Source organism: Pseudomonas sp. SJZ078 (assembly GCF_007828255.1).
GTDB lineage: Bacteria > Pseudomonadota > Gammaproteobacteria > Pseudomonadales > Pseudomonadaceae > Aquipseudomonas.
Genome location: NZ_VIUG01000018.1, coordinates 86806 through 102712 on the forward strand (window position 1 = coordinate 86806; position 15907 = coordinate 102712).

The window sequence follows — 15907 nt, forward strand, 5'->3', positions numbered from 1 at the left end:
GGCCCGCAGCTCAAGCGACCTTCCTGGCGTCCTGGTGCTCGGCGTGCTCGGCCACGAACGCGCTACAACGGGCACGCAACCAGCACTCCCCCGGATCATTGTGAGAAGCACCACCCCAGACCATCGACAGCGCGTGCTCGGGCAAACGGATCGGCGCCGGCTCGGCCCTGAGGCCAGTGGCCGTCGCCATGGCCTGGGCGACATAGTCCGGCACGATGGCGATCATGTCGCTATTGGCCAACAACACGGGCAAGGCGCTGAACTGTGGCACGGTCAACACCACCCGGCGTTGGCGCCCGATCAGGTTCAAGGCGCGATCAGAGTCATCGATGACATTGCCCATGGACGACACCACCGCGTGGGGTCGCTGGCAGAACTCGTCCAGGGACAATTCCCCAGGCTTCGAGTCGGCCCGCAGCAGCATCGGCCGAATCCGCCGCAAGTCCTTGCGCCGGGCATTGGCCGGCAATTCCAGGGTGTGGCTGATGCCCAGGGTGATTTCCCCGCTGATCAGCAACTGGGACATCTGCCATTGATCAGCCCGGCGCACCACCAGTGTCGTGCCCGGCGCCTCGACCCGCAGGCGGCGCAACAGATCCGGCAGCAACGCATATTCAACGTCATCGGACAGTCCGACATGAAAGGTCGCTTCACTGGTGCCCGGATCGAACGCCTGGCAGCGACTCAGGGCAGCGGCAATGCCATCCAGTGCAGGGCTCAGGTTGGAAAATATTTCCTGGGCCCGTGACGTCGGCTCCATCAAGCGGCCCGAACGAATGAACAAGGGGTCATCGAACATCAGTCGTAAGCGGGCCAGCGCACTGCTGATCGTCGGTTGACCAAGAAACAGCTTTTCACCGACACGGCTGACATTGCGCTCATGCATCAGGGTTTCGAAGACAACCAGCAGGTTGATGTCAGCACGACGCAGGTCATTTCTGTTCATCATAGTAGCCGTCCCAGGCACCAGGCCATTGATTCAGGAGTTGACAGGATCATCGCCGGCCCTTTCATCGAGACGCACCGGCGACGGTATGCCTGGCAGGTTATTCCCGCGGCCGCGCGCTTGTCTGTTGTACCTAGGGACAACCCATTCAACCTTTAGGCAAGCTCATCGATACTTCGGTATGCAGCGCTTCAGGACCGTGGCGCAATTTCAGGGTTTTATGTCCTACCTGGCGGCAAGCGGCACTTTTAAGATGCAACGATTCCCATGACCGTAGGATCCGAGCGCAGCCCAAGGCACTTCGTGCAGGTTCGCCCCGCCCCTACTCACTTGCACATGATTCGTTTCGGAAAGCCGATGACGCCTACCCACTCCGCCTGCCAGGCCATCAACGACGAGCCGCTCGTCTATATCGTCGACGACGATCAACCGCTGCGCGAAGCCCTCGGCGGCCTGTTGCGCTCCATTGGCCTGCAGGTCGCACTGTTCGGCTCGGTGACGGAGTTCATGCAATACCCTCGCCCCGACCAGCCCAGTTGCCTGGTGCTCGACGTGCGGCTGCGCGGCACCAGCGGCCTGGACTTCCAGCAGCAACTGGCGACGACCGATACCCATCTGCCGATCGTGTTCATGACCGGCTACGGCGACATCGCCATGACGGTCAAGGCCATGAAAGCCGGCGCGGTGGATTTCCTGAGCAAACCCTTCCGGGAGCAGGACCTGATCGATGCAGTGTCCGCCGCCCTGCAGCGGGATCGATTGCGCCGTGAGTCCGACCGTAGCCGTCGGGCGCTCCAGGACTGTTACGCCAGCCTCACGGCCCGGGAACAACAGGTCATGGCCCTGGCCGTGTCGGGATTGATGAACAAACAGATCGCCGGGGAAATCGGTTTGAGTGAAATCACGGTCAAGATCCACCGGGGCCAGGCCATGCGCAAAATGCGTGCGCGCTCATTCGCCGATCTGGTGCGCATGGCCCAGGCGCTGGACATGCATCGCGGCGGGTGAACGTTCATACCCAGGTATAACTTGGCGGGGTGACAGGACAAGGTATCTTGCAGGGAAGACGGGGCCTTTATGGCGACCTGACATCACCTTCGGTATCTAAATGTCCAATACCGCGATTATTTCAGTGGTCGATGACGATGAGTCCGTTCGAATCGCCTTGGATGGTCTCCTGCGTTCCAGCGGTTACACCGTTCGAACCTATGCCAACGCGTTGGATTTCCTGTCCTCCAGCGGCCCCGAACAGACCGCCTGCCTGATCTCCGATATCACGATGCCCGGCATGAGCGGCATCCAGATGTATAACGAGCTGGCCGGCCAGGGCATTCACATCCCGGTCATTTTCATCACCGGCCATCCCGCCCCGACGCCCCGGGTCAAGGCCGGCGCAGCGGAACCGGTGGCATTCTTTCCCAAGCCGTTTCACTGCGCTGAATTGATTGCCAGCATCGAATCGGTACTCAATCGACCAATCGACTGAATGGCCACCGCCATCGCGGGCAAGCCCGGCTCCCACAGGTTCCGCGTGGTTCACAAAAGCAGTGTCCAACCGCCAATCCTCTCACCCATTGCTCTAACACCTTCGTATAGATCCTTCATACGCAGACATGCCGCCGCTGACCTTATGTAGAAGTGTCGGCCGCCGAACCGACGCATACCATTTCCTACAGCGAACCGAAGCTGAATGCATGAAGCCACGCACGTTCGGGTACTTCGCGACACGGTCACGCTGAAACAGTTGAACAATTCAACGTATCGATTTTGTCTTCGGGAGCACATCATGAAACAGCATATTCTGGTAATTGGCGCAGGTTTCGGTGGGGTATGGAGCGCCTTGAGCGCGGCCCGCCTGTTGGACCAGCATGATCGCAACGATGTGCAGATTACCGTCCTGGCGCCCCAGGCGGAGCTGCGCATCCGGCCGCGTTTCTACGAGCCGGACGTCCATACGATGACGGCTCCGCTGGACGGGTTGTTCAACGCGGTCGGAGTGAATTTCGTGCAGGGCTCGGCACAGGGCGTCGACGCCGATCTCAAGCAGGTGAGCTATCGCGACGCCTCCGGGACCCACGGCACGCTGGGCTATGATCGGCTGGTGCTCGCCGCCGGCAGCCAGTTGATGCGCGCTGACTTCAAGGGCGTGGTCGAGCATGCTTTCGACGTCGATGAGATCGAGCAGGCAACCCGTCTCGAAGCCCACATCAAGTCCCTTGGCAATTTGCCGGACAGCCCTGCCCGCAACACCGTGGTAGTGGCCGGCGGCGGCTTTACCGGGATAGAAACCGCAACCGAAATGCCCGCCCGCCTGCGCGCCGCCCTGGGCGAACATGCCAACATCCGGGTCATCGTCGTCGACCGCGCACCAGAGATCGGTGCCTCCCTGGGCGAGGGCATCCGCCCTTCCCTGATCGAAGCGTCGGCTCACCTGGGCATCGAATGGATCCTCAACGCCTCGGTCGAATCGGTGGATGCTGGCGGCGTCACCCTGTCGAACGGCCAGCGCATCGAATCCAGCACGGTGGTCTGGACCGTGGGTTTCCGTGCCAGTCCGTTGACCGAACACGTACCCGGCACCCGTGATCGCCAAGGCCGCTTGCACGTCGACGGCAACCTGAAGGTGCTGGGCCAGGACCACATCTTCGCCGCCGGTGACGTGGCTTACGCCGCCACCGACACCGTGGGCAACTATGCGGCGATGTCCTGCCAGCACGCCATCGCCCTGGGCCGCTACGCCGGCAACAACGTCGCCGCCGACCTGCTGGGCGTGGCACCGATGCCCTACAGCCAGCCCAAGTACGTGACCTGCCTGGACCTGGGCGCCTGGGGTGCGGTGTATACCGAAGGGTGGGATCGCCAGCTCAAACTGGTAGGCCAGGAGGCCAAGACCCTCAAGACCCAGATCAACTCGATATGGATCTACCCGCCCGCCGCCGACCGCGCCGTAGCCCTGGCAGCAGCCGACCCGTCGATTCCGGTGGCGTGATTTCACTTCGCTGATCCCGGCCAGATCCCTCCTTTCTGAGCCGGTTTTTCCCAGACACCCGCCATGGATGGTTCGGCGGGTGTTTTTTCTTCGATCGCCCAGCCTGCACCAGGCATTCGTTATGAACGCGGATTGGGTCGGAGCGAGCCTGCTCGCGATCCGGGATCCCCCATCTCGTCACTCCAGCAACGCCACAATCCGCGGTTCGATCGAACCCGCACTCACCTCAAGCAACCCCAGCGTCACCGGCAGCTTGAAACGCCGCCGGCCAGCGCTGCCGGGGTTCAGGTACAAACGCTCGCCACGCCATTCGATACGCGGTTTGTGAGAGTGCCCCGTGATGACCACCTTCACAGCCGAGTCGAGTGAAGCCGGCACGTCGGCGATGTCATGCACCAGAAAGACCTGCCAACCACACAGATCGAACTGCAGGCTATCGGCTAACGGCCCGGCCCAGTCCGCCCCGAGGTCGTTGTTGCCGCGCACCACATGCAGCGGCGCAATGGACGCCAGTTGTTCGAGGATCCCGGGGTTGCCAATATCACCACCATGTATGATCCGCTCGCACCCCGTCAGCGCGGCAAGCGCTTCAGGACGGAGTAAGCCGTGGGTATCGGAAATGACGCCAACTTTCATGTGATTTCCCGCCGAATCTGCGTCGTCGCAATGGCTAACGTGCTGGAATTGAATAAGATAGGCTGCGCAGCCATAGTGCGCAGACTTGTCGTAAAAGGAAATGTTAATGCTCGGACGCAAACGGCCGGAGCCAAAGAGCGAAAGCCCTGTCGAGGATTTCGACCCCCAGCCTGCGCGGCCAGGTGCGGCATTGAGGCTTACCGTCAGTTTCATGCTGGTGGTGGTGATCGCCTTTCTGTCCGTGGAGGGCTGGAGAACATGGCGTGACTACCGTGCGGCGTTTTCGGCCGCCCGTGATTCGGTGACGAACCTGGCGCGGGCGACGGCTCAGCACGCCGAAGACACCATCCGCCAGGTGGACGTGGTGACCGCCGCGCTCAGCGAGCGGGTGGAAGGCGACGGGCTCAAGAACATCGACATCCCGCGCATCCATAAACTGCTGGTGCAGCAATCAGCCATCATGCCGCAGTTGCATGGGCTGTTTATCTACGGACCCGATGGGCAATGGGTGGTCACCGACAAGGAAACGATCCCGGAACCGGCGAACAACGCGGACCGTGACTATTTCCAGTATCACCGCACCCACACGGATAGAAACGTGCGCATTGGCGAGGTCATCAGGAGCCGCTCCACCAATGATCTGATCATTCCCATCTCTCGACGCCTGAACAACCCCGACGGTTCATTCGCCGGCGTGCTGCTTGGAACGGTCAAGGTCGCCTACTTCGTGGACTACTACGGCGACTTCAAGATCGACGACAAAGGCGCCCTGGTCCTGGCCATGCGCAACGGTACCGTCCTGGTACGGCGCCCCTTCGTCGAGACGGTGATCGGCAAGAGCCTGGTCAATAGCGTGATTTTCAAGAACTTCCTGCCGACGTCGAACCAGGGCATCGCCGAAGCCCGCGCCGTAATCGACGCCACCGAACGCCTGTATGGCTACCGCGCGCTGACCACCTATCCGTTGGTGGTGGAAGCCGGCCTGTCCCGGGACTCCATCACCGCACCCTGGCGCCGCGACCTGCTCAAGACCGGCTTCGTGCTGGTTTTCCTGATCGTCACCCTGGTCGGCTTCGGGCTCATCGTGCTGAGCCAACTGCGCTACCGGATGACCATGGAAAAGCAGATCCGTCATGCACACCAGAGCATGCGGGACATGGCGTTGACCGACAGCCTGACCGGGCTGGGCAACCGCCGGAAGCTGGACCTGGCCTTGGCCGATGAGCTGCGCCTGGCCAAGCGCCAGGGCTCGTCCCTGGCGCTGATCATGCTCGATGTCGATTACTTCAAGCGCTTCAACGACAAATACGGGCATGCCGCAGGCGATGAGTGCCTGCGGGCCATTGCCGGGGCGATCCGGGGCGCGGTCAATCGGCCGAGCGACCTGGCGGTGAGGTACGGCGGCGAAGAGTTCACCGTCCTGCTGCCCAATACCGACAGCACCGGTGCCTCCAAGATAGCCCAGGACATTCTCGACGCCATCAGAGCGCTGGACATCGAACATGGCGATCATCCATTGGGCATCGTCACGGCCAGCGCCGGCATCACCACCAGCCAGCCGGGCACGGTGGACGTGACGCCTGCCATGTTGATCAAGGCCGCCGACGCCTTTCTGTACCTGGCCAAGAACACCGGGCGAAACCGCTGGTGCAGTGCCAACGCAACGTCGGGTTGAGCCGGTAAAGGACCGCCGTGCATCGGTCCGGATCGCGCAAATCCAAGTCCACAGGTGCCGGCAAGGCGCCTGGCGGCTACAATGGTCGCTTCGACCGTGACCAGCCTGACTAAAAAACACATGTCCTTGCCCAAACATCATCTGGAATTACTCAGCCCTGCCCGCGACGTGACCATCGCCCGCGAGGCCATCCTGCATGGCGCCGACGCCGTGTACATCGGTGGCCCGAGTTTCGGCGCGCGTCACAACGCCTGCAATGAGGTGGGCGATATCGCCCGGCTGGTGGAGTTCGCCCATCGCTACCACGCCCGGGTATTCACCACGATCAACACCATCCTGCACGACAATGAGCTGGAGCCGGCCCGCCAGCTGATCCATCAGCTCTACGATGCGGGTGTCGACGCATTGATCGTCCAGGACCTGGGAGTGATGGAGCTGGACATTCCGCCGATCGAGTTGCATGCCAGTACCCAGACCGACATTCGTACCCTGGCCCGGGCCAAGTTCCTCGATCAGGCCGGCTTTTCGCAGTTGGTGCTGGCCCGCGAGCTGAACCTGCAGGAAATCCGCGCCATCGCCGACGAAACCGATGCCGCCATCGAGTTCTTCATCCACGGCGCGCTGTGCGTGGCGTTCTCCGGCCAGTGCAACATCTCCCACGCCCAGAACGGTCGCAGCGCCAACCGTGGCGACTGCTCCCAGGCCTGTCGCCTGCCTTACACCCTCAAGGACGACCAGGGTCGGGTCGTCGCCTATGAAAAGCACCTGCTGTCGATGAAGGACAACAACCAGAGCGCCAACATCCGCGCCCTGGTGGAGGCCGGTGTGCGCTCATTCAAGATCGAAGGGCGCTACAAGGACATGGGCTATGTGAAGAACATCACCGCCTACTATCGCCAGCGCCTGGACGACGTCCTCGAAGACCGTCCGGACCTGGCCCGGGCATCCAGCGGCCGTACCGCGCACTTCTTCGTGCCCGACCCGGACAAGACCTTCCACCGGGGCAGCACCGACTACTTCGTCAGCGAGCGCAAGATCGACATCGGCGCCTTCGACTCGCCGACCTTCACTGGCGTGCCGGTGGGCGTGGTGGAAAAAGTCGGCAAGCGCGACCTGCAGGTCGTGACCTTCGACCCGCTGTCCAACGGCGACGGCCTCAATGTGCTGGTCAAGCGTGAGGTGGTGGGCTTCCGGGCCAACATCGCCGAGCCCAAAGGCGAATTCGAAGAAGACGGCCAGAAACGCTACCGCTACCGCGTCGAGCCGAACGAGATGCCGGCCGGCATGTACCAGTTGCGCCCCAACCACCCGTTGAGCCGCAACCTGGACCATAACTGGCAGCAGGCGCTGCTGAAAACCTCATCCGAGCGCCGTGTCGGCCTGGCCTGGGTCGCGTGCCTGCGCGAAGAGCGCCTGCAACTGACGGCCACCAGCGAGGAAGGCATCAGCGCCAGCATCGGCCTGGACGGACCGTTCGGCGTAGCCAACAAGCCGGAACAGGCCCTGGAGCAATTGCACGACCTGCTCGGCCAACTGGGCACCACCGAATACCACGCCACCGCCATCGAGCTGGATGCACCCCAGGCATTCTTCATTCCCAACTCGCAGCTCAAGGCGTTGCGTCGCGAAGCCATCGAAGCCCTGACCGCCGCCCGCATCGAAGCGCACCCCCGCGGTAGCCGCAAGGCCGAGACCAGCCCGCCGCCGGTGTATCCAGAGTCGCACCTGTCGTTCCTGGCCAACGTCTATAACCAGAAGGCCCGGGATTTCTATCATCGCCATGGGGTCAAGCTGATCGACGCGGCGTTCGAGGCTCACGAAGAAACCGGTGAAGTGCCGGTGATGATCACCAAGCACTGCCTGCGTTTCTCGTTCAACCTCTGTCCCAAGCAGGCCAAGGGCGTCACCGGCGTGCGCACCAAGGTCGCACCGATGCAGCTTATCCACGGCGATGAAGTGCTGACGCTGAAGTTCGACTGCAAACCCTGCGAGATGCACGTGGTCGGCAAGATCAAGGGCCACATCCTCGACCTGCCATTGCCGGGCAGCACGGCGCAGCCGGTGGTCGGGTACATCAGCCCTGAAGACCTGCTCAAGACCATTCCACGCGCACCGCATTAAGCAATGCCGCAATGGCCTGTGGGAGCGGGCTTGCTCGCGAAAGCGGTGTCTCTGTCACACAGATACAGGATGTGCCGCCTTCGCGGGCAAGCCCGCTCCCACAGGGTTCGGTGATGTATGCAGAGGCTGCATACACCCGTCCACCTGGACCGCCGGCTGCATTGTTTTTCATTTGTGCGCCGTTTTTGCTTGAGTGTGCGACAAATCCTACTTCGTGGACTCCCCGCCCGCTGATCTGCAGTGTTAGGTTGCGTAGTTGTTTCACCAATGAAACATCTTCCTTCAACTCCCTGCAAAGGAATGCCCCCAGCAATGGACTTCTCGCTCAAGCACCTGGCTGTGACCACCCTGCTGCTGTCCAGCTTCGCAACACTCTGCGCGCCAGCACTTGCCAACATCACCGCGCAGCAGAGCGCGACGCTCGTCAAGACACTCGCTGACACATCGGCCACGGACTTCAGGCAGTTCCTGGGTAGCGTGGCCAAGAGCGACGTTGCCAAAACCGCGAACCTGGGTCCGGCCATCAACGCCTTCCAGGACAACAAAACCCTGTCGGCTGAACAACAGAACGAAATCCATCGCCTGCTGGGTATCTATGCGCGGGTGAAATACGGCGCCGCGGCCACCGAAACCCTGAAAGAACTGGTGGCGATCCCGACCTTCCGCAAGGACGGCGTGGCCCAGTACGAGAATCCGGAATTCCTCAAGATCGCCGACAAGATCAAAAGCCTCGCCCAGGGCTTCGACTTGAACTTCCGCAACATCGACAACCGTGTCTATGAAATTTCCCTGCCAGGCAGTGGCGACGAAGTCGTGGGCATCCACGCCCACGCCGATGTGGTCCCGGTGACGCCGGAAAACTGGGTGCTGAAGGATGGCACACGGCTCGACCCGTTCAAAGTCACCCTGGTGGGCGACCGTATGTACGGCCGAGGCACCGAGGACGACAAGAACGGTATCGTCGTGGCGCTCTATGCCATGAAGATCATCAAGGAAGAGAAACTGCCGCTGGCGCGGAATTTCAAGCTGCTGGTGGACACCACCGAGGAAACCACCGGTGACGCGATTCCCTACTACTTCGAACACAACCCGACGCCGAATTACAACCTGGCGTTGGATGGCGGCTACCCTGTCGTGATTGCCGAGAAAGGCTATGGCACGGTCATGGCGAACTTTGCCCGCCGTCCTGCGCAAGGCAAGGGCGCCGAAATCACTGGGTTGACCGGTGGCCTGGCAACCAATCAGATTCCATCGACATCGGTGGCCACCTTTGTCGCTGACAAGCCTGCCGAACTGGCCGCCAGCCTGCTCAAGGCCGGTACCGATTATGCCAAGCGCAATGGCGGCAACTTCGAGGTCGCCAGCCAGGTCGTCGGCAAGGACGTCCAACTGACCTTCACCGGTGTTTCCGCTCACTCGTCAGAACCCGAGTCCGGCGTCAACCCGGTAGCGCGGATGCTCGACTTCATCAACGGCCTCGACGGCAAGGTCGCACTCAAGCACAACCACATCACCGACGCCGCCCGCTACGCCGCCGACAACTGGGGCCTGGACTACCTGGGCAAACAATTGGGGATTGGCTTCTCCGACGCGTTCATGGGCCCGCTGACAGCCTCTCTGACCTTTGTCGGCATGGATGACAAGACCTTCAAGCTCGCCGTCAACCTGCGCGTTCCGGTCGGCAAGTCCACCGAAGCGCTCAAGACCGAGATCGCCGACAAACTCGCGGCCTGGAGCAAGAAGTCCCACGTGGCGGTGGCCTTCGACTATTCCATCGACGAACCGATGTACCGCAACCCCGAGGGCGAATGGGTCAAGGCGCTGCTGGCCGTGGCCACCGAGAACCTGGGCATGGAGCACAAATACGGCACCTCCGCAGGCGCCACGTCGGTCCACGACCTGCCCAACGGCGTGCAGTTCGGCCTGGCAATGCCCAATGTCAAGTACACCGGTCATAACGACAACGAGTTCAAGACAGTCGAGCAGTTCATGCTGGACTTGCAGATCGTGACCGAAATGATGGGACGGATCGGGCAGATGCCGAAGCTCTGAGTACACCTGCCGGCCTGTTGGTTCCAGGCTGGCAGGTTTAATGTGGCGAGGGGATTTATCCCCTCGCCACAGGTTTGGTCTATTCCTTCAGACAGGTGCTTTGGTCTATTTCTCCAGATTGGCGCTTTGGTCTGTAATGTCAGTCAACTCCAACCCCCAATCCCCATGCAGGTACCAGTCCTCCCCAATCATCTCGGCCGGGTGCATGGTCCGGTCGGCGCCGTTGCCACAGGCCAGGGCGTTCGATGCGCAGTAGCGGTCGCAGCCCCAGCAGATGCGTTCAGGATGCTTGGGACTAAGGGGAAAGGGCTTGGCCATGGGAACCCCGCTGACAGATGGGTGTAGCTGTACCCTAACGCGTCGGGCCTGGATCGCCCTTGATTTCGATCAAAAACCCCCTCGCCATTTCCTTCGCAGAATCACGCGGGAAATTGACAATAATCATTATTATTCGCAGCGAAGCTCCCTAGACTCCGGCCAACTCTCATGTCGTCCAGGAAGTCATCATGCGCACGTTCGCTCCCCTGTCTCTCGCCCTCCTCGTTCTCACGCCGCTGGCCCAGGCCAAGGAATACCCCATCGGCGAACCGCAACTGTGCCCGGGACTGGAAGTCGGCGCGGTGTACCTGCAACCGATTGAAATGGCCCCGGCCGGCATGATGCGCGCCACCGCCGATTCCGACATTCACCTGGAAGCCGATATCCGCGCCACGGCGGACAACCCGCAAGGCTTCCAGGAAGGCAGTTTCGTGCCTTACCTCAACGTGGCGTTCCAGCTGAAAAAACAGGGCAACGACACCGAGCTCAAGGGTGATTTCCACGCCATGGTCGCCAATGACGGACCGCACTATGGCGACAACGTGAAACTGCTCGGTCCCGGCAAATATCAACTGACCTTCACCGTCCTGCCCCCGGGCGGCCATGGCTCCCTCGGTCGTCATACCGACAAGGAGACCGGCGTCGCGCCGTGGTTCGAACGATGTGAGTTGCACTACGAATTCGTCTACGCCGGGATCGGCAAGAAGGGCGGATATTGACGATGGACCGTCGAACCCGCGGGCAGCCCGCGAGGCATGGACGCCTGGCCTGGCTGGTGCTGGCGAGCCTGCTGCCGTCGCTGGCCCAGGCCGAGTTGCCGACCTATGAACTGAGCATCCGCGACGGACACTTCACCCCGCCGCTGTTGGAAGTACCGGCCGGGCAGCGTTTCAAGATCGTGCTGAAGAACATCGGCCAGGGTCCGGCGGAGTTCGAGAGCACGCCATTGCGAGTGGAAAAAGTGCTGTCGCCCGGAGTCACCACCTTCGTCGTGATTCATCCGCTGCGTCCGGGGCACTATCCATTTTTCGATGAATTCAATCCGCAACTGCCCGAGGGCGGCATCCTGGCCCAGTGATCGGCCGACAGGAGGCGTTTGCATGACTCAATCGATGTTTATTGTCTGGCGCGAAAGCGTCGAGGCCTTGTTGGTGCTCGGGATTCTCCAGGCCTGGGTCAGCCGGCAGCGACAGACCCGGCCGCTACTGCGCTACGTCTGGAGCGGCGCGGCCCTGGGCCTGTTGCTTTCGGCGGGGCTGGCGGGGCTGATCCTGCTGGCCGGCGAAGCCATGAGCGGCGCGGCCAACGAGTGGTTCCAGGCCTCGTTGGCGCTGGTTGCCAGTGTGCTGATCGTGCAGATGGTGGGCTGGATGCATCGCAACGCCGGGACGCTCAAGCAGGCGCTGACCCGTCACGCCGATCAGCGCCTGGACCGCCAGGGTGGCCTGGGCCTGCTGGTCCTGGCGCTGTTGGCCGTGAGCCGCGAAGGCAGTGAAACCGTGGTCTTCCTGTATGGCGCCGGGGCTCGCCTGCACGGGACGCAACTGGGCCTGTTCGCCGTTGGCGCACTGGCTGGGCTGGTGCTGGCGCTGCTGACCGTTTCCTTGCTGCACAGCGGTCGACGGTTCATCGCATGGCCGCGTTTCTTTGCCATCAGCGAGACGATTGTGTTGCTGTTGGGAGCGGCGTTGCTGGTCAGCGGCATCGAGCGGGTCGCCGGGCAGTTGCTTGCGATGGACTGGCCCGAGGCAGTGTATCGCGGCATCGGCGATGCCCTGTGGGACAGCAGCGCGATTCTGGATGACGGCCATGGGTTCGGTGGTTTCCTCGCCGATTTCGCCGGGTATCGGGCGAGTCCCAGCGCGCTGACATTGCTGGTGTGGGTCGGCTATTGGCTGGCCGTCGTCGGCTCGCTGCGGCCACGCAAGATGGAAACCCTGCCATGCCCGACCTGAACGCCTGGCTCCAGCGCCTGGGCGACGGCATGCGCCGCCACGGCGCGACCATCCGCGCCGTGCAATGGGCAGTGGTGCTGTTTTATGGGGTGTTGCTGGTGGTCCCTGCGTTCCTGCCCTTGCCGGACAGCCAGGCGCGCCTGCTCGACAACCTCACGTTGCTGGCTCAATTTCTGTTCTGGGGCCTCTGGTGGCCCTTCGTGTTGCTGTCGATCGTGCTGTTCGGTCGGCTCTGGTGTGGCGTGCTGTGCCCCGAGGGCGCCTTGAGCGAATGGGCCAGCCGATATGGCAAAGGCCTGGGCATACCGCGAGGCCTGCGCTGGGCCGGTTGGCCGACCCTGGCCTTCTGTTTGACCACGATCTATGGCCAACTCATCAGCGTTTATGACTATGCTCAGGCTGCGCTGTTGATCCTCGGCGGCTCGACCGTCGCGGCGGTGCTCGTCGGCCTGCTGTTCGCCCGGGGTAAACGGGTATGGTGCCGCTACCTGTGCCCGGTCAGCGGCGTCTTCGCCCTGCTCGCCCGCCTGGCACCGGTGCATTTTCAGGTGGACGAACAACGCTGGCTGGAAAACCCGGCGCCCAGTCGACCAGCGCCCAACTGCGCGCCGCTGCTGGACATTCGTCGCATGCGCAGCGCCGCCGACTGCCATGCCTGCGGTCGTTGCAGCGGCCAACGCGACGCCGTGCGCCTGATCGCCCGTTCCAGCAACCAGGAAATCCTTGATTCGACACCGGACAGCGTCTCGCCGTGGGACGTGCGCTTGCTGTTGTTCGGCGTCATCGGCTTGGCCATGGGAGCTTTCCAGTGGACTATCAGCCCGTGGTTCATCGCCTTGAAGCAGAATCTGGCCCAATGGCTGATAACCCATGACCTGTTTTGGCCCCTCCAGGACAACGCGCCCTGGTGGCTGTTGACGCACTATCCGCAGCTCAATGACAGTTTCAGCTGGCTCGATGGTTTTTGCATCCTCGCCTACCTGGGCATGAGCGCCTTGCTGCTGGGTGGTTCGTTGACGCTGCTGATACGCCTGGCGGCGAAAATGTCGGGAGATGCCGCACACTATTGGCCCTTAGCCATCACCCTGACGCCTCTTGGTGGTGCAGGGCTGTTTCTCGGCTTGTCGGCCACCACGGTAAAACTGTTGCACTATGAAGGATTGTCGCTCGAATGGGTGCAGCCGGCGCGGGCCGCGCTTTTACTGGCAGCGATGGCCTGGAGCCTGTGGCTGGGTTGGAAACGCCTGGAGCAGATGCCCCCGGTTCGACGATTACCGACCACGGCATGCCTGGCATTGGCCTGCGGCCTGGTGGGATACGGCTGGTGGTTGCAGTTCTGGGGGTGGTGATCTTGCGAGGTGTTCCTAACACCTGGGTAGAACTGGATCCTGTGGGAGCGGGCTTGCTCGCGAATGCAGTGTGTCAGTGATGCATAGGTAACTGAAAGACCGCTTTCGCGAGCAAGCCCGCTCCCACAGAAAGTTCGTAATGCCCGCCCCGCTACACCTTGAACCGCGCCACCGTCTCATGCAGCGAGCCGGCCATCTGTGCCAGGTCCTGGCCGGCGGTATCGGTGTGCCTTGCCCCCAGAAGCACCTGTTCCGACAGGTTGCGAATGCCCACCAGGTTGCGGTCAACTTCCCGGGCCACCAGGGCCTGTTGTTCCGTGGCGCTGGCGATCATCAGGTTGCGCTCGTTGATCTGCGATATCGAGCGGGCGATTTCATCCAGGGCGTCGCCGGAACGCTGGGCGACTTGCAAGGTGTCCAGTACCCGCTCGCTGCTGCTTTGCATGGCCGTCACAGCATGTCCGCTGTCCTGGCGGATGTTGCCGATCATGTCCTCGATTTCCCGGGTCGAATCCTGGGTGCGATGGGCCAGTGCACGGACTTCGTCAGCCACCACCGCAAAGCCGCGTCCGGCATCGCCGGCCCGGGCGGCTTCGATGGCGGCGTTCAGGGCCAGGAGGTTGGTCTGCTCGGCAATGCCGCGGATCACGTCCAGTACGGTGCTGATACCCTCGACCCGCCCCGCCAGTTGCTGGATGCGCGCCGAGGTGTCCGTCACGCCGTCCGCCAGCGCCGAGATGCAGGCGACCGTCTGCTGGACCTGCTCACGTCCACGCTGGGCGGTCTGCTCGGAAACCCGCGAGGCTTCGCTGGTACTCACGGCGTTGCGCGCCACCTCGTCCACCGCCGCTGTCATCTGGTTCACCGCCGCCGCAGCCTGCTCGATCTCCATGCCTTGCAACTGCAACGTGCTGTTGGTCTGGCTGCTGACCGCACTCAGCTCTTCGGATGAACTGGCTACCCGATCCACCGAGGCCGCAATGTGCCGAACCATGGTGTTCAGATTCTGCTGCATGTCGTGCATGTTGCTCATCACACTGTCGTTGGCGCCGACGCCCACCGGTACGCGGATCGTCAGATCGCCCTGGGCGATGTGGCTCAGCACCCGCGCGGCATCATCGGGCTCGCCGCCCAACGGACGGGTCACGCTGCGGGTCACCAGTATCGCCACGGTACTCACCACGGCCAGGCACGCCAGGACCAACATCAACATGTTGCGCCGCGCATCGCTGTAGCGCGCCTGGGCCAGTTGCTCACGCTCGGCAAAGAGCCTGCCCTGCATCGCCATCAAACCTTCCAGGCTCTTGTACACCTCAAGCTCCGCCGGGATCACACCCTGCCTGAGTTGCGTCATCGCCTCATTCGTGGCGCCCTGGCGGATCAGCGCCTGCACCTGGACGAATGCCGCCACATAGGCCTCTCGACGCTTCTTCAGTTCGGCAAAAGCCGCCTTGCCTTCGGGCTGAAACAACAGCGGCTCCAACGTCGCAAAAGCCTGGGTGATGCGTTGCCGCGTGGCATCGATGGATTGCTGCACCTGCGCATTGTTCTTGTCGATCAGCAAGTCCCGGGTGTTCCTGGCGTTATCGCGCACGCCTGTGGCGATCACCATGATCGGGTCAATCTTCGGCCAATCCTGCCGGACGATCTGCTCGGCCTGGTCGCGCAACACAGCCAGGTCGTGCAAGGCGTACAACGCCAGGGCGATCAAGGCCAGCGGCGCGATGGCAAAGCCGATCACGATGCGTTGGGCGGTGGTGAGTCTGGTCATATCAAATGCTCCCTGTTCAACTACCTGCCGATCCGGCAGCGCATTTGAGAACCTTGGAAAAGAGTGGCCCGGGTCATCCCGAGCCGCGGTGTCGT

General features: G+C 62.3%; 14 protein-coding genes. 10 read left to right on the top strand and 4 right to left on the bottom strand.

Annotated elements, in window-relative coordinates; all coding sequences use genetic code 11:
• Nucleotides 1-10 precede the first annotated feature (10 nt).
• Complete coding sequence (locus FBY02_RS17010; RefSeq protein WP_144929432.1) at nt 11-949, bottom strand: LysR family transcriptional regulator; 939 nt, start codon at nt 947-949, stop codon at nt 11-13.
• A 354-nt stretch (nt 950-1303) separates the two neighbouring features.
• Between FBY02_RS17010 and FBY02_RS17015 the strand changes: the two genes are divergently transcribed.
• From FBY02_RS17015 to FBY02_RS17025, 3 genes are all read left to right on the top strand, one after another.
• Complete coding sequence (locus FBY02_RS17015) at nt 1304-1954, top strand: response regulator transcription factor (protein WP_144929433.1); 651 nt, start codon at nt 1304-1306, stop codon at nt 1952-1954.
• 100 nt (nt 1955-2054) lie between these two features.
• On the top strand, nt 2055-2432 hold the full coding sequence (locus FBY02_RS17020) for a response regulator transcription factor (protein WP_144929434.1): 378 nt from the start codon (nt 2055-2057) through the stop codon (nt 2430-2432).
• Nucleotides 2433-2732: 300 nt separating this feature from the next.
• Entirely contained in the window at nt 2733-3935 is a 1203-nt protein-coding gene (locus FBY02_RS17025; RefSeq protein WP_144929435.1) for an NAD(P)/FAD-dependent oxidoreductase, read from the top strand.
• Nucleotides 3936-4112: 177 nt separating this feature from the next.
• Here FBY02_RS17025 and FBY02_RS17030 read toward each other — a convergent pair whose 3' ends face one another.
• Entirely contained in the window at nt 4113-4571 is a 459-nt protein-coding gene (locus FBY02_RS17030) for a metallophosphoesterase family protein (protein WP_144929436.1), read from the bottom strand.
• A 106-nt stretch (nt 4572-4677) separates the two neighbouring features.
• Here FBY02_RS17030 and FBY02_RS17035 point away from each other — a divergent pair, with 106 nt between their 5' ends.
• From FBY02_RS17035 to FBY02_RS17050, 3 genes are all read left to right on the top strand, one after another.
• Nucleotides 4678-6246 (top strand): sensor domain-containing diguanylate cyclase, encoded by a 1569-nt coding sequence (locus tag FBY02_RS17035; RefSeq protein WP_144929437.1) that lies wholly within the window; start codon nt 4678-4680, stop codon nt 6244-6246.
• Between the two features lie 120 nt (nt 6247-6366).
• Nucleotides 6367-8367, top strand: coding sequence for a U32 family peptidase (locus tag FBY02_RS17040; protein ID WP_144929438.1), 2001 nt, complete (start codon nt 6367-6369; stop codon nt 8365-8367).
• Nucleotides 8368-8679: 312 nt separating this feature from the next.
• The gene (locus tag FBY02_RS17050; RefSeq protein ID WP_144929440.1) at nt 8680-10419 is read left to right on the top strand and encodes a dipeptidase; all 1740 of its coding nucleotides are present in this window, start codon (nt 8680-8682) and stop codon (nt 10417-10419) included.
• Between the two features lie 105 nt (nt 10420-10524).
• Here FBY02_RS17050 and FBY02_RS17055 read toward each other — a convergent pair whose 3' ends face one another.
• A complete protein-coding gene (locus FBY02_RS17055; RefSeq protein WP_144929441.1) occupies nt 10525-10737 on the bottom strand; it encodes a DUF3079 domain-containing protein in 213 nt (70 codons plus the stop codon).
• 188 nt (nt 10738-10925) lie between these two features.
• Between FBY02_RS17055 and FBY02_RS17060 the strand changes: the two genes are divergently transcribed.
• The 4 genes from FBY02_RS17060 to FBY02_RS17075 are packed head-to-tail and all read left to right on the top strand — an operon-like array spanning nt 10926 to nt 14041.
• Complete coding sequence (locus FBY02_RS17060) at nt 10926-11456, top strand: iron transporter (protein WP_144929442.1); 531 nt, start codon at nt 10926-10928, stop codon at nt 11454-11456.
• 2 nt (nt 11457-11458) lie between these two features.
• Entirely contained in the window at nt 11459-11815 is a 357-nt protein-coding gene (locus FBY02_RS17065; protein WP_144929443.1) for a cupredoxin domain-containing protein, read from the top strand.
• 22 nt (nt 11816-11837) lie between these two features.
• Entirely contained in the window at nt 11838-12692 is an 855-nt protein-coding gene (locus FBY02_RS17070) for an FTR1 family protein (RefSeq protein WP_144929444.1), read from the top strand.
• A complete protein-coding gene (locus FBY02_RS17075; RefSeq protein WP_144929445.1) occupies nt 12680-14041 on the top strand; it encodes a 4Fe-4S binding protein in 1362 nt (453 codons plus the stop codon). The genes FBY02_RS17070 and FBY02_RS17075 overlap by 13 nt, the downstream gene beginning before the upstream one ends.
• Before the next feature lie 151 nt (nt 14042-14192).
• On the opposite strand, the gene FBY02_RS17080 is transcribed toward FBY02_RS17075, so the two are convergent.
• Entirely contained in the window at nt 14193-15812 is a 1620-nt protein-coding gene (locus FBY02_RS17080; RefSeq protein WP_144929446.1) for a methyl-accepting chemotaxis protein, read from the bottom strand.
• Nucleotides 15813-15907 lie beyond the last annotated feature (95 nt).